Source organism: Paenibacillus sp. FSL H7-0714, assembly GCF_038003765.1.
In the GTDB taxonomy this organism is placed as follows: domain Bacteria; phylum Bacillota; class Bacilli; order Paenibacillales; family Paenibacillaceae; genus Paenibacillus_AQ.
In genome coordinates, this window is record NZ_JBBOPT010000001.1 from 1,812,101 (window position 1) to 1,831,761 (window position 19,661).

A 19,661-nucleotide genomic window follows, 5' to 3' on the forward strand; every position below is an offset into this window, starting at 1 on the left:
CTACAACATATGGATCAATTGCAGACACTTGCTTCTTGGATTAAAGACTGTGACAACATCGTTTTTTTCGGAGGGGCAGGTACATCAACAGAGAGTGGGATCCCGGATTTCCGCTCGGCAGCAGGATTATACCAGACTCAGCACAATTCACCTTATCCGCCTGAAGTGATGCTGAGCCGAACTTTTTTTATGTCCTCACCGGACATTTTTTTTGATTTTTACCGCAGTAAAATGATTCATCCCGATGCTCGTCCGAATGGCGCACATCTGCTGCTTGCAGAGTTGGAACGACAGGGCAAGCTTAAGGCAGTTATTACGCAAAATATTGATGGCCTACATCAGCTGGCGGGTAGCCAAAAGGTACTTGAGCTGCATGGTTCCATTCATCGTAACTATTGCATGGACTGCTCACGTTATTACGGGCTGGAGCAGCTCCTAAGTACCACTGAGATCGTCCCTCGCTGCCCCGAATGTGGTGGTATTATTAAGCCGGATGTTGTGCTATATGAAGAAGAATTGGACCACTCGGTGCTGGTGAGTTCTGTCGAAGCGATAGCAGCTGCAGATATGCTTATGATTGGTGGAACCTCTCTTACTGTCCAGCCTGCGGCTAGTCTAGTCACTTATTTCCGGGGCAAACGTACGGTGCTGCTGAATGGCGACCCGACACCTTTTGATGATCAAGCTGATCTTCTGATTACAGATCGGATTGGGAAAGTACTCGGCAGTGTAAAGGATCTGCTTGGTTAGAAGGGATAATCTCATGGCTTGTCGGTTGCCAGATTATTATTGCGCTTAGTAGTTTAAAGATAAGGTAGTACAGAAACAGCGCGTAATGAGAGGCAGGGATAAGCAATGGTATATGTAGCAAATGAAGCACGATATGAAGACATGCGTTATAACCGTTGCGGGAACTCAGGTCTTAAGCTTCCGGCAATCTCATTAGGACTATGGCAGAATTTTGGTGGAATTGATACTTACGAGAATGGCAGAGAAATGATCACTCGTGCTTTTGATCTTGGAATTACTCATTTTGATCTAGCCAACAACTATGGACCACCAGCGGGTTCAGCAGAAGAGCTCTTTGGGAAAGTGCTTGCAAGTGATATGGCTCCATATCGAGATGAAGTGGTGATTTCTACAAAAGCAGGGTACAACATGTGGCCCGGTCCTTATGGCGAATGGGGTTCGCGTAAATATATGCTGGCTAGTCTGGATCAGAGTCTGAAGCGGCTGGGCATAGATTATGTTGATATCTATTATTCGCATCGGCCGGACCCGGAAACACCTCTTGAAGAAACCATGCAGGCATTAGACCATGCTGTGCGTTCCGGCAAAGCTCTGTATGTAGGATTATCTAACTATACCGCGGAGCAGACGCTCGAAGCGGTTAGAATCTTAAACAGCTTAGGAACGCCGCTCTTAATTCATCAGCCGAGTTATTCTATGCTCGATCGCTGGATTGAGGGGAGTTTACAGGGTGTGCTGGAACAGAGCGGAGTTGGCAGTATCGCTTTTACACCTCTTGCTCAAGGATTGTTAACCAATAAGTATTTAAATGGAATCCCAGAAGGATCAAGAGCGGCCAAACCCTCTGCTGCGTTAAATGAAAGCCGAATTACACCGGATGTGAAGCGCAAGATCCACGCGTTAAATCAGCTTGCTGTTTCAAGAGGCCAGAGTTTGGCGCAGCTTGCACTAGCTTGGACACTACGTGATGGGAAGGTTACTTCTGCATTGATAGGGGCTAGCAGAGTTAGTCAGATTGAAGAGAATATAGCTGCACTTCAGCATTTGGAGTTCTCGCAGGCAGAATTGGATCGCATTGAGACTATTCTTCAAACGGAGAATGGAACTGGATGAAGACGTAGGTGAAGGGATGAGCTGCATCGATGGAGTTGCTTCAAGATGAGAACAAGGTGAAAGAGTGGGCCGAAGCCAACTCGGAATCTATAGGCTTAAATAGGTCGAAGATTGAGGCTAAGTATATTTGGAATCCTGGAGGGTTTGTAAACCAATCTTATCGCATAACGGATGGTCAAACCTTTCGTCATTTAAAACTCTCGCAAGAACAAAAAGCAGTGGGACTTAAACAATGGGTTAAGATCAGTGAACATTTGACTTATAATTACAAGGCACCACGGTTGATTAGGGAGATTACACAAGAAATAACATCTGGTTATTCTTATGGTTTAGTGTTTGATTTTATCGAAGGTAAACCATTAAGCTCCATTTCCGATCCACTGCCAGTGGTTGAAAAGGTTCTGAGGTCCCTTCATCAATTACATGCGGATAAAGGAATTAGGATGGCAGTTGTAAGTGAGGATGAGGACTACAATTATGCCGCCGCATTTACTGACGAATACATCAATCGATTTGAAGAAGATCTGCAAATTATTAGAGCGGAAAAGCATTTGCTGGACTTCGTAACGGCGGACACTTTAGATTGGTTCGATACAGAAGTGGAAGCTTTGAGAATTATGGTTAGTCAGCACCCTTCTTTTCAGAGAAAGGCGTCGGACATCGTACACAATGATGTGAATTGGCAGAATATCTTAGTCAATGATAATAATGAATTTTGGATTATTGATTGGGATGACCTTACGGTTTTTGGAGACGCTGCAATGGATTATTCCGTACTACTTTGGCCGCTCTATAAATCAAAAGATTGGACTTACTGTAGGGATCTAGTTATTGATTTAGCAGGCCTTGCAATATTGGAACGGATTGAGTTTTATTTTAGAGCGAAGCTCCTTGATGATGTGATTGATGTTCTCGCTGACTATGTTGAAGCGGAGCAAGTGCCAGAACTGAAGGAAATGGCTCAGAAAAGGGCAAAAGAGATACATCTTCGTGCTTACCCTGAATATCTGAGTCTATATGCAACATAACCGAAGCTAACTGAAAGATCAGCTTAATAAAGGGATTCACATATTGGACTTGCCTAATATGTGAATCCCTTTTTCAAAGGCTTCCCTTACTGATTTGTCTTTTTTTCATGTCTAGTCGTTGTGAGACGGTAAGCGGTGGGTGACTGAGCACAAAACCGTTTGAATTGGCGTGAGAAGTATAAAGCATCGGTGAGCCCCACGGATGCTGCTACCTGTTCCACGGACAGCTCGGGCCGTTCACGCAGCAGCTGTCTGGACTTTTCAATGCGCAGCTTCAGCAAGTAGGTCACCGGAGATAATCCGGTCTCTTGCTTAAATACACGGGATAGATAGGCCCGGTTATAGCCAAGAGTATCACACATTTGTTCAATGGATACTGGATGAGCATATTGGGAGGCCATGTAGTGGATCATTTGCTTCACAGTACGCTTAACCTGCGATTCAGCTCCAGGAAGACGGGAGAAGGAAGAGAGTAAATCTGCGGCTTCACCTACAATGAGATAAAGATACCCTAGAGAAGTTAGGTGTGCACTTTCTTTGTTTGCTTTGAAGGCTTGCATGATACTGGAAAGGGCACCTGGGATGACGCTATCACCCGTTGTAGTCACCACAGGTTTTTGAGGTGTAAAGCCTGTCTGCAGCACGAGGCTATCAGCCTCACTCCCAGTAAAAGCTGCCCAGCGATAGCACCAGGGCTGATTTTTATCCGAAACATAACTGACCAGCTGTCCTGGATGAATAAGGAAGCAATCACCTTTTCCCAGTGCATATTGATGATGTTCAGTACGGAAAACACCTGAGCCAGACTCTATAAAGTGAAGTAAATAATAATCGTAAATCTTAGGGCCAGCTTGATGCATAGGAATCGTCTGACTTTGACCAGCAAACAGTACATGGAGATTTTGTTTATCGTAATATACGGGATTAGATTCTACGGAATAAGTATGCTCCATTTGAGACAGCCTTTCTTGTGTTATTGTCATTTTATGGCTTATAGTTTAGGGTGTATCAATTATTTGTGTAATTATTATATTATGGGAAGTCACATTTATCCATACATTACACACATGATTGCATTATCAGAGGATGACTGATTCTATTATAATGAATACATAAAGAACGCTTTACTTATTCCCACTGGCTGAAGCAGCGAAAGGATGGAGTGGCATTAATGAGCACACAGGAACTTAAAAAGAAATTCATCGAAAAGTACGGGGTAAGCGAGCAAGAAGCTCAAGTATTTTATGCACCAGGCCGTGTTAATCTCATTGGAGAGCACTTGGATTATAACGGTGGATACGTGCTGCCGGCAGCTTTGGAATTCGGAACAACATTGATTGTCCGTCCACGCAGTGACAGCAAAGTGAATTTTGCATCTACTAATTTTCCTTATGAAGCATCTATTGATTATAGTGAAATTGGCAAGGCCAAAACTGGAGAATGGATCGACTATCCGGTTGGAGTAATGGTTGAATTGGAGAAGAAAAACACTCCAGTATCTAAAGGTTACGATCTGCTGTTCCATGGTGATATTCCGAATGGCGCAGGCTTGTCCTCATCGGCTTCTCTTGAAGTCGTGACTGCTTATGCTTTCCTAACTCTCGAAGGCGGCGACACGGATACCGTTGAGATTGCACTCTTGTCTCAGCGTGCTGAGAACCAGTACGTAGGTGTAAACTCCGGAATTATGGATCAGTTCGCAGTTGCTAATGGCAAACGAGATCATGCAATCCTGTTAATGTGTGATACGCTTGAATATAATCTGGTACCTTTCATCACAGGTGCTTACAAACTGGTTATCGGCAACACGAACAAACGCAGAGGACTTGTAGATTCCAAGTACAATGAGCGTCGTCAGCAGTGTGATGAGGCCTTGTCTATTTTGCAAAAAGAAGTTCCTTCACTAGCTTATCTGGCACAGCTCAATCGTGAACAATTCGAAGCACATCAAGATAAAATCACAGATGAAATTGTTAGACGCCGCGCTCGCCATGTTGTGGAAGAGAATCAACGTGTACTAGAATCCGTTGAGGTCTTAAAGAACAATGATCTGAAGCAGTTTGGACAGTTCATGAATGACTCACATACTTCCTTGCGTGATTTGTATGAAGTTAGCTGTGAAGAGCTAGATATTATGGTTGAAGAAGCACAGCGTATTCCCGGTACACTGGGTTCTCGTATGACTGGTGCAGGTTTCGGTGGCTGTACTGTATCCTTGGTACATGAAGATGATGTAGAACGTTTCATTCGTGAAGTAGGCGAGGCATATACCACAAGATCTGGTTTGGTTGGTGAGTTCTACGTTTGCGGCATCGGTAATGGTGTCCAAGAATTGAAGGGAGTGTAATCAAATGGCAATTTTAGTAACAGGCGGAGCAGGGTATATTGGATCTCATACTGTAGCAGAGCTGTTGGATCGCGGCGAAGAAGTGGTCGTCATCGACAATCTGCTAACGGGGCATCGTGAGGCGCTACTGGGTGGCAAGCTGTACGAAGGCGATCTGCGTGATAAGGAGCTGCTTGGCAAGCTGTTCGCCGAGAATGAGATTGATGCGGTTATCCATTTTGCAGCAAGCTCTTTGGTTGGTGAAAGCATGAAGGACCCAGTGAAATATTATGACAACAACGTATATGGCACACAATGCCTTTTGGAAGCTATGCAAAAAGCTGGCGTGAACAAAATCGTATTCTCGTCTACAGCTGCAACCTACGGCGAACCGGAAAAGGTGCCGATTGAAGAAACAGACCGTACCGAGCCAGCAAACGTATATGGCGAAACTAAGCTGACTATGGAACGCATGATGGCTTGGTTTGATAAAGTACTGGGTATCAAATATGTAGCGCTTCGTTACTTTAATGCTGCAGGTGCACATGCTAGTGGCAAAATCGGTGAAGACCATCGTCCGGAAAGTCATTTGGTTCCGCTGGTATTGCAAACCGCTTTGAAGCAACGGGAGAGCATCGCCGTATTCGGAGACGACTATCCTACAGAAGACGGTACTTGTGTGCGCGACTACATTCATGTTAGCGATCTGGCTGACGCCCATGTTCGCGCAGTAACTTATCTGCGTAGCGGAAGCAGCAGTAATATTTTTAACTTGGGAAATGGACTTGGCTTCTCGGTAAAACAGGTTATTGAAACTGCGAAGAAAGTTACAGGACTAGAAATCCCTGTAGTTATTCAAGAACGCCGTGCTGGAGATCCGGCAGTACTGGTAGCTTCCTCCGATAAAGCGCGCTCTATCCTTGGATGGAACCCTCAGCATGCTGACTTAGAGAATATCATTCAAAGCGCCTGGAACTGGCATTCTGCCAATCCGCAGGGGTACGGAGAATAAGGGGCTTTAGCATAGCTTAACTAGAGCATGAGACCCTACTTAAGGAGAATTGAAAATGCACAACGAGAATAAGGTTACGCCTGCTGGCCAGAAAGCCTTACATGCAATTGAGCAGCTAGTTCTGTTTGCACTACGTGAGCAGCTCATTGCTCCATCAGATGAAGACTATAGCCGTAATGTGCTGCTAGATCAGTTCGGATTTAGTGAGCCGTTCGTTGGCGAGATCGATCAAAGTCCACTTACAGGTCCACAGGTTCCACTGGATGCACTGATTGATTATGGTTTTGAAATCGGATTGATTCCAGAGAATAGCGACACTTACCGTGACTTGCTGGATGCCAAGATTATGGGACTCCTAATGGCCCGTCCATCAGACGTAAATGCGGAGTTCAACCGTTTAGCTGCTGAAAAAGGTATCTCCGCGGCTACAGATCGCTTTTATAAATTAAGCATAGATTCCAACTATATCCGGATGGACCGGATTTCCAAGAATGTCTACTGGCTGCAAGATTCGCCTTACGGTGACATCGAGATGACAATCAATTTGTCCAAGCCTGAGAAGAGTCCGAAGGAAATTGCTATGGCCCGCTTGCTCCCGCCGCCGGTCTATCCAAAATGTCTGCTGTGCCGCGAGAATGTTGGGTATGCTGGTCGGGTTAATCATCCGCCGCGCCAGAACCTGCGTGTCATTCCACTTCAGCTGAATAATGAGAAATGGCTCTTTCAGTATTCGCCATATGTTTACTACAACGAGCACTGTATTGTATTCCATCATGATCATGTGCCAATGAAGCTTACCAAGGATACCTTGAAGAGGCTACTTAGCTTCGTGGAATCTTTCCCGCACTATTTTATTGGCTCGAATGCAGACTTGCCGATTGTTGGCGGATCGATTCTGACGCATGACCACTTTCAAGGTGGACGTCACACCTTCCCTATTCAGAAAGCGCCTAAGGAAGATACGTTCACGCATGCATCTTATCCGGGTGTCAGCATTAATATCGTAAAATGGCCTATGTCCGTATTACGTTTGAATGGTGACGATCCAGCGGTATTGCTGGAGTGTGGCAATGCACTTTATGAAGCTTGGAAGGCGTATAGTGATCCTGAAGCAGAAGTGTTGGCATTCAGCGAAGTTGATGGTGAAGTGCAGCCTCATAATACCGTTACTCCAATCGTTCGTCGGGCAGAAGATGGCAGCTTCGAGATGGATCTCGTGCTGCGTAACAACCGGACTAACGAGCAATATCCTGAAGGGATTTTCCATCCCCATCGGGAGATGCACCATATCAAGAAAGAAAATATCGGCTTGATCGAGGTCATGGGACTCGCAATTCTGCCAGGTCGTCTGAAGGAAGAGCTTGATTCTATTGCGAGCATCCTTACAGGAGATCAAGCACTGTTAGAAGCGGTGAAGAATGATCCTAGTCATCCACTTGCGCAGCACGCTGCTTGGGTTCAGGAGCTTGTAGAGCGTTTCGGAACGGCATTACAGCATGAAGAAGCCGTCAAGATTGTGCAGAACGAAGTCGGCATCAAGTTTACACATATTCTTGAACACGCGGGTGTCTATAAACGGACTCCGGAAGGGCAAGCTGCTTTCCGTCGTTTCGTGAAGAGCTTCGGCGCGATCTAAAGTTTGGAAAGGGGATGTCCTTAAGCCTGTAGGCTTAAGGACGTCCCCTATTTTATGTGGCTTGAAGCTAATCCATTTGAATGCGGGTATTCAGAGGTTTATAATACGAGTGAGCAAAACATTCTGAAATAACTAATGGAGGTTTACACATATGCGTAATTTTGATTTTTATAATCCTACCAAGTTGATTTTTGGACAGGGTACGCTGGAAGCGTTGAAGACTGAGGTTCCTAAGTACGGCAAGAATGTATTGTTGATGTACGGTGGCGGTAGTATCAAGCGTAGCGGTCTGTACGATAAGGTAATGGCTGAGCTGAGTGCAATAGATGCTGTGGTTACTGAACTCTCAGGCGTAGAGCCGAATCCACGCCTTTCCACCGTACATAAAGGTGTAGAGCTGTGTCACGAGCATAATATCGATCTCATCCTCGCTGTAGGCGGCGGTAGCGTGTTGGACTGCGCTAAAGCAGTTGCTGTTGGGGCGAAATATGATGGTGACATGTGGGACTTTGTTGAACGTAAGGCAGCTGCTCAAGACGCTCTCCCACTCGGTACAGTGCTGACGATGGCAGCTACAGGATCAGAAATGAATAGCGGCTCTGTAATCACCAACGAAGTGACCAAGGAAAAAATGGGCTGGGGCAGTATTCATGCATTCCCGGCATTTTCGATTCTTGACCCAGAGAATACCTTCACTCTGCCACGTGATCAGACGGTCTACGGCATGGTAGATATCATGTCTCATGTTCTGGAACACTATTTCCATACTGATGGCAACACACCGGTACAAGACGGCTTCTGTGAGACTTTGCTACGTACGGTGATCGAAACCGCACCGAAACTTATTGAAGATTTGAATAATTACGAACTGCGTGAGACGATCATGTATTGCGGCACAATGGCGCTTAACGGTATGGTTAGCATGGGTTTTGCAGGAGATTGGGCGACTCACAACATCGAGCACGCAGTATCAGCTGTATACGATATTCCACACGGTGGAGGCCTGGCCATTCTGTTCCCACAATGGATGAAATATAATATCGATACTGATCCTACCCGTTTCCGCAAGCTTGCTGTAAACGTGTTTGGAGTTGATCCTGCGGGCAAGAACGATAAGGAAATAGGGCTGGAAGGAATTGAAGCGCTGCGTAGCTTCTGGGATTCCATTGGTGCACCGAAGACACTCGCTGATTATGATATTGATGACAGCGAGATCGGCAGCATGGCTGATAAGGCGGTCCGTTTCGGACCGTTTGGTAATTTCCGCAAGCTTGACCGTGAGGATGTAGTTGAAATTTATAAAATGGCTTTGTAAGTAAATTCTTCTACGAAAGAGACCCTTCGTCTTTAGTCTAGAAGATGTTATAGAACGTCAAAGAAGTGATTCTTCCATAATGGATGAATCGCTTCTTTGCGTTTATGCTCTACTGTGGATTTCTCCTCAACATCGTCCCTGATCTCCGCTGCTGCTGACCGCATTTTTCGTGCGTTTATCCTCAGAATGGAACTTTTATGGGTAAATATCCAAAGTTTGTGAAACCAATGACCTACTTTATTCGTTTAAAGTAATATGACAGTCCTGAATGAAGACAGGAGGAAGTAAATATGCAAACGCTGTATTTAGGCTGCTTGGCGCTAGGCGTCATATTTGCCATAGTCAGCGTCCTGGTGGGTGATGTGATCGGAGATGCTTTGCATGGAGTCTTTGATTTCGTATCCGTAGATTTTCTGAATCCCACCGTACTGGCAGGAGGAATAACCGTGTTCGGCGGAGCGGGCATTCTTCTAACCCGGTACAGCGCTCTGGAAGCTGGGGCGATCATTGCTTTATCTTTGTTAGCCGCCGCTTTTTTGGGAGTACTTATGTATCTAGGGGTGGTTAAGCCCATGGAAAAAAGCGAAATGTCCAATGGTTTCTCTATGAATGATCTGCCTGGCAAGATCGGGGAAATCACAATTCCTGTTCCCGCCACGGGTTATGGTGAGATTATGGTAAAGTTTGGCGCCGGCAATAGCCTGCATACGGCAGCAAGCTTTGATCATGAGCTGCTTCCGGCAGGGATTAAAGTTGTTGTAGTGGAGGTTAGAGAAGGCGTTGCATTGGTGTCAGAATTCGAAAAGAGAAGAGGAGTGGATCTTTAATGTTCGGTATTCCTGAGTATTTGTTAGTCCCTGCTGTTGTCGTTGCTGTTTTGTTTGTGCTAGGTATCGCATTCTGGGCACGTTACAAAACTGTTGGACCAGATGAAGGGATGATCGTAACGGGGTCGTTCTTGGGGAAAAATCATATTTCAGACGATGGATCTGGTCGTAAAATAAAGATAGTACGTGGGGGTGGGGCATTTATCCTCCCTATCTTTCAGAAGGCTGAATTTATGTCGCTTCTTTCTCATAAACTCGATGTGACGACCCCGGAAGTATACACCGAACAAGGGGTTCCGGTTATTGCTGACGGTGTAGCGATTATTAAAGTGGGTAGCTCGACTGAAGATGTGGCGACAGCCGCTGAGCAATTTATGGGCAAACCGATTGAAGCGCTGAAGAGCGAAGCACAAGAAGTTCTTGAGGGTCATCTACGGGCCATTCTCGGTTCGATGACCGTTGAGGAAGTATATCGTAACCGTGACCGTTTTGCGCAAGAGGTTCAAGGCGTGGCGGCACGTGATCTTAAGAAAATGGGTCTGCAAATTGTTTCCTTTACTATCAAGGATGTCCGAGACAAACATGGATATCTTGACGCATTAGGTAAACCGCGGATAGCTGCAGTGAAGCGGGATGCAGAGATCGCTGAAGCAGAAGCGGTGCGGGATGCGAGAATTCAAAAGGCAAACGCTGAAGAGCAAGGGCAAAAAGCAGAACTGCTGCGGGATACGAATATCGCCGAAGCCTCCAAGGAAAACCAGCTTAAAGTGGCTGCGTTTAAACGGGATCAGGATACAGCGAAAGCGGAAGCCGACCAGGCTTATCATATTCAAGAGGCACGTGCAAAGCAGACCGTTGTTGAAGAACAGATGAAGGTTGAGCTGGTACGTAAGGAACGTGAAATCGATTTGCAAGCCAAAGAAATTCAAGTTCGTGAGAAGCAGTACGACGCAGAAGTGAAGAAAAAAGCGGAAGCGGATCGTTACGCAGTAGAGCAAGCGGCGGAAGCTGATAAGGCGAAGAGAATGCGTGAGGCAGATGCCTTGCAATATAGTATTGAAACGCAAGCTAAAGCGACAGCTGAGCAGAAGCGTCTTGAAGGTCAAGCGATGGCGGATGCAGAGCTGGCTAAAGGTACAGCGGATGCTGAGGTTATCCGGTTGCGCGGTCTAGCGGAAGCAGAAGCCAAAGAAAAGCTGGCGGAAGCTTTCCAGAAATTCGGCGAAGCAGCCGTGCTCGATATTATCGTCAAAATGCTGCCTGATTTGGCTGGCCAAATCGCGAAGCCGCTGGCATCCATTGATAAGCTTACGGTTGTAGATACCGGTAATGGTGAAGGTGCGGCACGTGTCAGCAACTATGTAACCCAGTTGATGTCTACGGCTCCTGAGATGCTGAAGAGCGTCTCTGGAATTGACGTAGAGGCCCTGATCAAAGGGCTGACGACTAGATCCTCAGGGTCAACTGGAAGCAAGGCTGTTCCGGTCACACCCGTGACCTCCATACAACCTCCTGCAGCATCGGGGGGAGCGAGCAAAGCTTCAACTTCTGTGGCTGAGCAACTTGAAGACTAGTTAAAGCAATAACTACTATAGAATGATTTAACTTAAGGTAAGCTCGGTGATTGCTACCGGGCTTACTCTATGTTTTGGGTCTTAGCTATAGAATAGGAGAGGTGCGCGAGCGTGCAACTAACTTTAGATCATATCCATAAAAGCTTCGATGGTAAACAGGTGATTAAAGATGCAGACTTCACCTTTGAAAGAGGGAAGATCTACGGGCTGCTTGGACGGAATGGAGCAGGTAAAACCACACTTTTCAATTGTTTGAGTGGTGAGATCCAAATGGATAGCGGAGCTGCCTTTATTGGTGAGAAGGATAGTGCCCGTCCGCTTCGTGACGAGGACATCGGATATGTATTTTCCCTACCCATTTTGCCTGAGTTTCTGACAGGTTATGAGTTCGTAAAGTTTTATATGGACATCAACCGTGAGAAGATCGATCCGAATAAAAGCATTGAAGATTATTTTTCAATTATTAAGTTTGAGGAAGAAGATCGGCACCGACTGATTAAGGGTTATTCCCACGGGATGAAGAATAAAATTCAAATGCTCTGCTTTATCATTACTCGTCCGCCTTTGATTTTATTAGATGAGCCTTTAACTTCTTTTGACGTGGTTGTGGCTCTTGAGATCAAGAAATTGCTGCGTGAGATGAAGCAGGATCACATCATTATTTTTTCTACGCATATTTTGCAATTAGCCGCTGATTTATGTGACGAGTTGGTTATTCTAAATCATGGAACCCTTCAAGAAATTCCGCGTGAGACTCTGCAAAGTCCAGAATTTGAGGAGCAAATTATAGCTTTACTTCAGGATGGCAACAATGATTAGCACACTTCGCAGCATTCAGAGGATTAGAGGTTCGTCCGGAGCCAATCGGCTGATTTACTATTTCAAAAAGCTGCCTGTTCTTGGCAAACTTTTAAAAGGGGATATTTACTCTAACATTGCACTAAAACAAGGCTTCGCTGGGATAGTACTTGCATTGAAGGTAGTGTGGGGGTTTTTAGGCAAGTTCGCCTATTTGGGAATTGTGATCTATTTGCCAATCGTCCTTACATACAAAGAATTGCCGCTCGCCGAACAGTATGCATTGTTCTTACATATTTTTATAGTTCTGAGCTTTATAGTGGCTGGGGTTTCGAATGTATTTATATTAGAGCCCAAACGGGATAAATATATCTGTGTGAAGCTGATGAGAATTCCGGCGAAACAGTATATGCATGCTACGCTTTTGCTTAAAGGGCTAACGTTCTTTATATATTTTATTCCGGCATTAACCGTGTTTGCGGGGATTTTTGGGGCACCGCTATGGCATGGCGTATGGCTAGCACTACTGTTAACGGCCTGGAGAATAGTCACAGAGGCGCTAAATCTTTGGTTTTTTGACAAAAAAGAAATTGTGTTAGTTAAAAAGATGAGCTGGGTGTGGTCGGTGATTGGCCTAGGTGGCCTACTTGCCTATGTGCCTCTTTATCTAGGATATGCTTTTGTAAATGATGCGACAGGATTTAGTGTCCCAGTGAGTTTTGTGATTGTTGTACTTGGAGGAATTGCAGCTGTGTATATTGGGAAATATCCTAACTATCGCAGTGCTGTAGATGTCGTTACCAAGATAGATGATCCATTGCTGGATATGAACCGGATGATGAAAGAAGCGAGGGTGGCAGATGTTCAGACCAAGGAGAAGGACTTTTCGTCGGAAGAACTTAAGGGGAAAGCTTTTCAAGGAAAGACAGGTTACGCCTACCTAAATGCTATTTTTTTCTCCAGGCATAAACGCTTGTTGATTCAACCCATCCAGAGGCGTTTAACGATCATTGGTGTGCTCTTTATAGTGGCTGTCCTAATGATGCTTATTTCGCCGGAGACTTCGTCCGAATTTACAGCATATCTGCTCGGTGGACTTCCCTTTTTTGTATTTATAATGAACTATACCTCTATAGGTGAGCGCGTATGCAAAGCGATGTTTTACAATTGTGATCTAAGCTTGTTGCGCTATGGATTCTATCGTGAACAAGCTGCGATTCTAGACAATTTTAAGATTCGTCTAATTAAATTGAGTGGCCTTAATCTTATTCCTGCTGTCGCCATATGTTTAGCATGTACTCTGCTGTTTCTGCTCTCTGGTGCAGATTGGGGTTTGATGGATGCGGTGATCTTTTGGGTAACGATTCTTTGTCTTTCCTTGTTCTTCTCAGTGCACCATTTGTTCATGTATTATATCTTTCAACCCTACAGCACGGAGCTAAATATGAAAAATCCGTTCTTTTTTATCGTCAACAGCATTGTATTGGGACTAAGCGTCGCTTGTATCGGATTTCCAAAAGCATCGTCACTATTTACGCTAGTTGTTCTTGCGGGAACGATTGCTTATATGGTTATTGCCGTGACGTTGGTATACAGGTTCTCCAGTCGAACCTTTCGGGTGAAATAGAACGCAGAGTGTTCTTCTAATATCGGAATGTTGATGATATGATGGTAGCGAGAGTTTTTTAATCGTACCGTTTCATGTTGCGTTTGCTGCTTGGAAGTCAGGTGTTTAGAAATAAAAGAGGTGTCAAAAATGAGTAGCATAACTGTAGCAAAGGTGTTAAATAACAACGTTATTATTGCAGACCATCCCCAATATTCCGAGGTTGTAGTGATTGGCAAAGGAATAGGGTTTAACCGAAAATTGCATGATCGGATTGATCTATCCTCCGTGGAGAAGATGTTTATTCTTCGCAGCCAGGAAGAACAGGAACAATATAAACAGCTTCTTCCCCAAGTGGATGAGAAGTTGATTGAGATTGTACATGAAATTTTGTTATATATTATGCATAGCAGTAGTCAACCACTTAATGAGCATGTTCATATTGCACTCACTGATCATATCTCATTTGCTATACGGCGTTATGAACAAGATATCCCAATTCATAATCCGTTTCTGTATGAGACTAAGGAAATTTATCCTGAAGAGTATAAGATGGCAGAGTATGCGATTGAGCGGATTAATGAAGGCATGGGCGTGGAATTGCCTGTAGATGAGGTGGGTTTTGTTGCACTTCATATCGTTAGCGCGCTGAGTAATAGACAAATTTCCGAGGTCAGACAGCATTCTCTTTTAATTGGTGATTTGATCGGAATCGTAGAGAATAATCTCGAATATCGAATTCCACGTGATTCACTTGATTATTCGCGGTTGGTGACTCATCTACGATTTGTTCTAGAAAGACTGCGTCGTGGAGAATCAGTGCGGGAGACTTCTACGCTGGATGGTCTTATGAAACGAGAGTATCCCGAAATGTATACCTTGGCTTGGCAATTAACTAAGGTGATTGAGAACCGAGTACGAATTCCTGTGTATCCAGCAGAGGTCAGTTATTTGACAGTTCATTTGCAACGTCTTGCCCAGAAGAAAGAGGATGAAGTGGGTATGGAGACGAAGCGAGAAATATAAGGATAATGTATAAAGTGAAACTTATACTTTCTTATATTTAAAAAAAAGCTTGTCACTACAAAAAAACGGTGCTACAATATCGGTGTCCTAATTAAAACAGAATACCAAGCGTGTAACTGATTCGATCAGGCATGAGTGATTTACAGTATTTTGGTTGCTAGTCCCCATCTTGGGGTAATCTAACCTTAGCGTTAGATAACAACCTTTATACTGTGTTGCTCATGCCTTTTTTGGCATCTGTTTTACTGAAAATGTGAATAATGAAAGGAAGTGACCATGATGTTCAAAAAGCTTTTCGGCGTTTTACAAAGAGTCGGTAAAGCGCTGATGCTCCCAGTAGCCATACTGCCAGCAGCCGGTCTGCTCCTTGGAATAGGAAACATGCTGGTAAACCCCGATTTTCTACAATACGTTCCGGCACTTGAGAACGATGTAGTTCAGGCAATTGCGAACGTATTGATGAACTCAGGGCAAATTGTATTTGATAATTTATCCTTACTATTTGCCGTGGGTGTTGCCATCGGTTTATCCGGTGGTGAGGGTGTTGCTGGTCTAGCCGCTATTATTGGTTTCCTCGTAATGAATGTTACGATGGGTACTGTAATTGGCGTCAATGATTATATCCTGAGCCAAGGCGACTTTTCCTATGCTAGCGTCTTAGGAATTCCAACACTGCAAACGGGGGTATTTGGAGGTATACTCGTCGGTATATTGGCATCGTCCATGTACAAACGATTCTTCAAAATCGAACTTCCATCCTACCTGGGTTTCTTCGCAGGTAAACGTTTCGTTCCGATCATGACTGCGGTAACGTCTTTGATTCTTGGTCTGGCATTGACCTTAGTTTGGCCGCCAATTCAACACGGTCTGAACTATGTATCACAAAGTATGATTGATACGAATAAAACGCTCGCAGCGTTTATCTTCGGAACAATCGAACGCTCGCTTATTCCTTTTGGTCTGCATCACATCTTCTATTCTCCGTTCTGGTATGAATTTGGTACCTACGTAGATAAAGCTGGGGAATTGGTTCGTGGTGACCAACGGATCTTCATGCAGCAGCTTCGTGATGGCGTAGAATTCACAGCAGGAACATTTACAACAGGTAAGTATCCTTTCATGATGTTCGGTCTTCCAGCAGCTGCTTTGGCCATTTATCATGAAGCTAAACCTCATAATAAAAAACTTGTCGGAGGTTTGATGCTTTCCGCAGCATTGACTTCATTCCTGACAGGGATTACAGAGCCGCTTGAATTCTCATTCTTGTTCGTAGCTCCATTGCTGTTCGCAGTACATGCTGTTTTTGCAGGTTTGTCCTTTATGACCATGCATATTCTTAATGTCAAGATTGGTATGACCTTCTCTGGAGGTTTTATTGATTACGTGCTCTTTGGTATTATCCCGAACCGTACGGCTTGGTGGCTCGTAATTCCAGTAGGTCTTGCCCTTGCCGTAATTTACTACTTCGGATTCCGCTTTGTTATTCGGAAGTTCAATCTGATGACACCGGGTCGTGAAGAGGATACGGGTGAGGTTGAAGATACTAACACAGAAGCCGTTTCTAAAACGGGTGATGATTTACCACGAAACATCTTGTCTGCGCTGGGTGGTAAAGAGAACATCGCTCATCTGGATGCTTGTATTACCCGCCTTCGTGTGGAGGTTAAAGATAAATCAGGTGTGGATAAGACTCGTCTGAAGAAGTTAGGTGCATCAGGTGTGCTTGAGGTGGGTAATAACATTCAAGCGATCTTCGGCACACGTTCCGATACCATTAAATCTCAGATTCAAGATGTAATTAGCGGGAAGACACCTGCACCAACGCCGGTAGCGGCTACGCCACAGCCTGAAGAAGAACAGCAGGCAGGTGAAGCTGGTGAAGCGATTATCAAAGAAGATATCGTCTCTCCGGTAAATGGTGAACTAGTGGATATCACTGAGGTTCCTGATGCAGTATTCTCCCAAAAAATGACGGGTGATGGTTTTGCTTTCTTATCCGATGATGGAAAGATTGCTTCACCGGTCTACGGTAAAGTGTTTAATGTGTTCCCGAGCAAGCATGCGATCGGCATTATGTCCGATGGAGGTAAGGAAGTGCTCGTTCATATAGGGGTTAATACAGTTAAGCTTAAAGGTCAAGGCTTTACAGTTCTAGTCGAAGAGGGCGACCTTGTAGCTGCTGGACAGCCGATCATGGAAGTGGATTTAGAATATGTAAAAGCACATGCACCATCAGTAATGTCACCTGTTATTTTTTCCAATTTACCAGAAGGCTCTTCCGTAACCTTGAAGAAGCCAGGTAAGGTATCTATTGGTGATAAGGATATTATTACCATTCAGTAAAAGTGCAAGGGTGGACGCTTCCTTTAAACATTAAAGGGAGCGAAGCCTTCACTATAAATTTAAAAATATTCTATTAAAAGAAAGCGAGTTGGATAATATTATGCAAACAACATTCAGAATTATCGATGAAGATGGAATTCACGCACGTCCGGCAACTGCCTTGGTAAATACAGCTACGAAATTCAAAGGTACGGAAGCTTTTGCAGAAGCAAAAGGCAAAAAAGTTACATTGAAATCTATCCTTGGCGTATTGTCATTGGGTCTAGAAGCTGGAGACACTTTGTCTCTGATTACTGAAGGTAGCGAAGAAGCTGAAGCTCTGAGCGCACTTTCTGATGTAATGATTAAAGAAGGGCTAGGGGAAATCCATGAATAAAATTTCAGGAATCGCGGCTTCAGCAGGGATTGCAGTAGCCCGTGCTTTTATCCTGAAACATCCGGATTATACAATTACAAAAACTAATATCAGTGATCCTGAAGCAGAAGTCGCCAAGTTGAATGACGCACTAGCTAAATCAAGTGCTGAACTGCAGACCATTAAAGAGCGTACTTTAGCAGAACTAGGAGAGAAGAAAGCAGAGATTTTTGCATCCCATCTGCTGATTCTTGAGGACCCTGAGCTGATTAATCCCGTAATTGATAAAATTCGTCAGGAATCGGTTAACGCGGACTATGCACTAAACGAAGTAGCTACACAATTCATTGAAATGTTCGAAAACATGAAGAGTGCTTACTTACAAGAACGTGCAGCTGACATGCGTGATGTGACCAAACGCCTGCTGAACCACTTGCTGGGTATTCATTATGTTAGTCCTGCAGAAATCAATGAAGAGGTTATTGTTATCGCTGAGGATTTAACACCTTCTGACACAGCACAGCTAAATCGCAAGTATGTTAAAGGCTTCACAACAAACATTGGTGGACGTACGTCACACTCCGCGATTATGGCACGTTCTTTGGAAATTCCAGCGGTAGTTGGAACTAAGAATGTCATGACAGAAGTGAATTCTGGGGATCTAGTGATTGTCGATGGTCTGAACGGTGACGTTCTTATTAATCCTAGTGAAGCAGAAGTGGCAGAGTACGTTCGCAAGCAGGAAGCTTACGACTTGCAAATTGCAGAGTGGAAGAAACTTCGTGATAAACCAACGATTTCTGCAGACGGTAAGCACGTGGAGCTGGCGGCTAACATTGGTACACCAAACGATGTCAATGGTGTAATTGAGAATGGTGGCGAAGGTGTAGGCTTGTATCGTACTGAGTTTCTATACATGGGCCGCGATAAGCTGCCTTCTGAGGAAATTCAATATAACGCCTATCGTACTGTGCTTGAGAATATGAAAGGCAAACCGGTAGTCGTACGTACACTTGATATCGGTGGCGACAAAGAACTTCCGTATCTGGATCTTCCAAAGGAAATGAATCCTTTCTTAGGATTCCGTGCGATTCGTCTTTGTCTGGATCGTCAAGATATTTTCCGTACGCAACTGCGTGCTTTACTGAGAGCAAGTGTTCATGGGGATCTTCGCATTATGTTCCCTATGATCGCAACACTTGGTGAATTCCGTGCAGCTCGTGATCTTCTGCTTGAAGAGAAAGCGAAGCTTCGTGAAGAAGGCAAGGAAGTATCTGACAACATTCAGCTCGGCATTATGGTTGAGATTCCTTCCACTGCTGTACTGGCTGACCAGTTCGCAAAGGAAGTTGATTTCTTCAGTATTGGTACGAATGACCTTATTCAATATACAATGGCTGCTGACCGTATGAATGAACGGGTGTCTTACCTGTATCAGCCATACAATCCGGCCATCCTGCGTCTGGTCAAGAATGTAATTGATGCAGCGCATGCAGAAGGTAAATGGACAGGAATGTGCGGTGAGATGGCTGGGGACGCAACAGCGATTCCACTCTTACTAGGTCTTGGCCTTGATGAATTCAGTATGAGTGCAACGTCAATTCTACCAGCACGTAGTCAAATTTCTAAATTGTCGGCTGCCGACATGAAGGAACTGGCTGCAAAAGCATTGCAACTTGGCACTGCTGAAGAAGTAGCTGCACTTGTTCAAAGCATCACTAACTAACTATTTCCATATGCATTACTCCGTTAAACGTTTTATAACGTTCCAACTACTATTACCGACTTCCGATGTTTGGAGGTCGGTTTTTTTGTGTGTATATCGATAATTTTATTTCTTACGTTGGCTTAAGTTCATACGTGAGCGTTATACTCAATTTAGAATAATTAAATTCACTTTTTATTTGCTTTATTGCACAGATGTCTATGCCGATAGTAATAGTGATGAGTAT

16 protein-coding genes are annotated in these 19,661 nt (G+C 44.5%); 15 read left to right on the forward strand and 1 reads right to left on the reverse strand.

All coding sequences use genetic code 11. The annotated features are described in order from the left end of the window. Nucleotides 1-9 precede the first annotated feature (9 nt). The 3 genes from NST34_RS07990 (at nucleotide 10) to NST34_RS08000 (ending at nucleotide 2,891) form a co-directional block, all read left to right on the forward strand. Nucleotides 10-750, forward strand: a complete 741-nt coding sequence (locus NST34_RS07990; protein WP_076284245.1) for an NAD-dependent protein deacylase — start codon at nucleotides 10-12, stop codon at nucleotides 748-750. A 105-nt stretch (nucleotides 751-855) separates the two neighbouring features. Continuing rightward, nucleotides 856-1,863 (forward strand): L-glyceraldehyde 3-phosphate reductase, encoded by a 1,008-nt coding sequence (gene mgrA, locus NST34_RS07995; protein WP_076284244.1) that lies wholly within the window; start codon nucleotides 856-858, stop codon nucleotides 1,861-1,863. 29 nt (nucleotides 1,864-1,892) lie between these two features. Continuing rightward, nucleotides 1,893-2,891, forward strand: a complete 999-nt coding sequence (locus NST34_RS08000) for an aminoglycoside phosphotransferase family protein (RefSeq protein WP_042186136.1) — start codon at nucleotides 1,893-1,895, stop codon at nucleotides 2,889-2,891. 86 nt (nucleotides 2,892-2,977) lie between these two features. Here NST34_RS08000 and NST34_RS08005 read toward each other — a convergent pair whose 3' ends face one another. Next, nucleotides 2,978-3,844 (reverse strand): AraC family transcriptional regulator, encoded by an 867-nt coding sequence (locus NST34_RS08005; protein WP_341127527.1) that lies wholly within the window; start codon nucleotides 3,842-3,844, stop codon nucleotides 2,978-2,980. Between the two features lie 218 nt (nucleotides 3,845-4,062). On the opposite strand from NST34_RS08005, the gene NST34_RS08010 reads away from it, so the two are divergent. The 12 genes from NST34_RS08010 (at nucleotide 4,063) to ptsP (ending at nucleotide 19,435) form a co-directional block, all read left to right on the forward strand. After that, entirely contained in the window at nucleotides 4,063-5,238 is a 1,176-nt protein-coding gene (locus NST34_RS08010) for a galactokinase (protein ID WP_060625251.1), read from the forward strand. A gap of 4 nt (nucleotides 5,239-5,242) precedes the next feature. Then, nucleotides 5,243-6,229 carry a UDP-glucose 4-epimerase GalE gene (galE, locus tag NST34_RS08015; protein ID WP_042186143.1) on the forward strand — a complete coding sequence of 329 codons (987 nt, stop codon included), beginning with the start codon at nucleotides 5,243-5,245 and terminating at the stop codon, nucleotides 6,227-6,229. Nucleotides 6,230-6,284: 55 nt separating this feature from the next. Next, a complete protein-coding gene (locus NST34_RS08020) occupies nucleotides 6,285-7,865 on the forward strand; it encodes a UDP-glucose--hexose-1-phosphate uridylyltransferase (protein WP_341127528.1) in 1,581 nt (526 codons plus the stop codon). A 151-nt stretch (nucleotides 7,866-8,016) separates the two neighbouring features. Continuing rightward, the gene (locus NST34_RS08025; RefSeq protein ID WP_341127529.1) at nucleotides 8,017-9,180 is read left to right on the forward strand and encodes an iron-containing alcohol dehydrogenase; all 1,164 of its coding nucleotides are present in this window, start codon (nucleotides 8,017-8,019) and stop codon (nucleotides 9,178-9,180) included. A 290-nt stretch (nucleotides 9,181-9,470) separates the two neighbouring features. Beyond that, nucleotides 9,471-10,007, forward strand: coding sequence for a protease (locus NST34_RS08030; protein ID WP_283910889.1), 537 nt, complete (start codon nucleotides 9,471-9,473; stop codon nucleotides 10,005-10,007). Further along, nucleotides 10,007-11,581, forward strand: coding sequence for a flotillin family protein (locus tag NST34_RS08035; RefSeq protein ID WP_341127530.1), 1,575 nt, complete (start codon nucleotides 10,007-10,009; stop codon nucleotides 11,579-11,581). The genes NST34_RS08030 and NST34_RS08035 overlap by 1 nt, the downstream gene beginning before the upstream one ends. 111 nt (nucleotides 11,582-11,692) lie before the next feature. Further along, nucleotides 11,693-12,400, forward strand: a complete 708-nt coding sequence (locus NST34_RS08040) for an ABC transporter ATP-binding protein (RefSeq protein WP_341049357.1) — start codon at nucleotides 11,693-11,695, stop codon at nucleotides 12,398-12,400. Beyond that, nucleotides 12,393-14,006, forward strand: a complete 1,614-nt coding sequence (locus NST34_RS08045) for a hypothetical protein (protein WP_341127531.1) — start codon at nucleotides 12,393-12,395, stop codon at nucleotides 14,004-14,006. Before NST34_RS08040 ends, NST34_RS08045 begins: the two co-directional genes overlap by 8 nt. A gap of 129 nt (nucleotides 14,007-14,135) precedes the next feature. After that, a complete protein-coding gene (gene glcT / locus NST34_RS08050; RefSeq protein WP_076300022.1) occupies nucleotides 14,136-15,011 on the forward strand; it encodes a glucose PTS transporter transcription antiterminator GlcT in 876 nt (291 codons plus the stop codon). 279 nt (nucleotides 15,012-15,290) lie between these two features. Then, on the forward strand, nucleotides 15,291-17,354 hold the full coding sequence (gene ptsG, locus NST34_RS08055) for a glucose-specific PTS transporter subunit IIBC (RefSeq protein WP_076284236.1): 2,064 nt from the start codon (nucleotides 15,291-15,293) through the stop codon (nucleotides 17,352-17,354). Between the two features lie 100 nt (nucleotides 17,355-17,454). Continuing rightward, on the forward strand, nucleotides 17,455-17,730 hold the full coding sequence (locus tag NST34_RS08060) for an HPr family phosphocarrier protein (protein ID WP_076284423.1): 276 nt from the start codon (nucleotides 17,455-17,457) through the stop codon (nucleotides 17,728-17,730). Continuing rightward, nucleotides 17,723-19,435, forward strand: a complete 1,713-nt coding sequence (ptsP, locus tag NST34_RS08065; RefSeq protein ID WP_076284235.1) for a phosphoenolpyruvate--protein phosphotransferase — start codon at nucleotides 17,723-17,725, stop codon at nucleotides 19,433-19,435. Before NST34_RS08060 ends, ptsP begins: the two co-directional genes overlap by 8 nt. Nucleotides 19,436-19,661 lie beyond the last annotated feature (226 nt).

What these genes read in the sequence shown, in the direction of transcription:
- NST34_RS08010 (WP_060625251.1), top strand. Translation starts at nt 4,063, where the DNA reads ATGAGCACACAGGAACTTAAAAAGAAATTCATCGAAAAGTACGGGGTA.
- ptsP (WP_076284235.1), top strand. Translation starts at nt 17,723, where the DNA reads ATGAATAAAATTTCAGGAATCGCGGCTTCAGCAGGGATTGCAGTAGCC.
- NST34_RS08035 (WP_341127530.1), top strand. Translation starts at nt 10,007, where the DNA reads ATGTTCGGTATTCCTGAGTATTTGTTAGTCCCTGCTGTTGTCGTTGCT.
- NST34_RS07990 (WP_076284245.1), top strand. Translation starts at nt 10, where the DNA reads ATGGATCAATTGCAGACACTTGCTTCTTGGATTAAAGACTGTGACAAC.
- NST34_RS08000 (WP_042186136.1), top strand. Translation starts at nt 1,893, where the DNA reads ATGGAGTTGCTTCAAGATGAGAACAAGGTGAAAGAGTGGGCCGAAGCC.
- NST34_RS08060 (WP_076284423.1), top strand. Translation starts at nt 17,455, where the DNA reads ATGCAAACAACATTCAGAATTATCGATGAAGATGGAATTCACGCACGT.
- NST34_RS08025 (WP_341127529.1), top strand. Translation starts at nt 8,017, where the DNA reads ATGCGTAATTTTGATTTTTATAATCCTACCAAGTTGATTTTTGGACAG.
- NST34_RS08030 (WP_283910889.1), top strand. Translation starts at nt 9,471, where the DNA reads ATGCAAACGCTGTATTTAGGCTGCTTGGCGCTAGGCGTCATATTTGCC.
- NST34_RS08045 (WP_341127531.1), top strand. Translation starts at nt 12,393, where the DNA reads ATGATTAGCACACTTCGCAGCATTCAGAGGATTAGAGGTTCGTCCGGA.
- mgrA (WP_076284244.1), top strand. Translation starts at nt 856, where the DNA reads ATGGTATATGTAGCAAATGAAGCACGATATGAAGACATGCGTTATAAC.
- ptsG (WP_076284236.1), top strand. Translation starts at nt 15,291, where the DNA reads ATGTTCAAAAAGCTTTTCGGCGTTTTACAAAGAGTCGGTAAAGCGCTG.
- NST34_RS08020 (WP_341127528.1), top strand. Translation starts at nt 6,285, where the DNA reads ATGCACAACGAGAATAAGGTTACGCCTGCTGGCCAGAAAGCCTTACAT.
- NST34_RS08005 (WP_341127527.1), bottom strand. Translation starts at nt 3,844, where the DNA reads ATGGAGCATACTTATTCCGTAGAATCTAATCCCGTATATTACGATAAA.
- glcT (WP_076300022.1), top strand. Translation starts at nt 14,136, where the DNA reads ATGAGTAGCATAACTGTAGCAAAGGTGTTAAATAACAACGTTATTATT.
- galE (WP_042186143.1), top strand. Translation starts at nt 5,243, where the DNA reads ATGGCAATTTTAGTAACAGGCGGAGCAGGGTATATTGGATCTCATACT.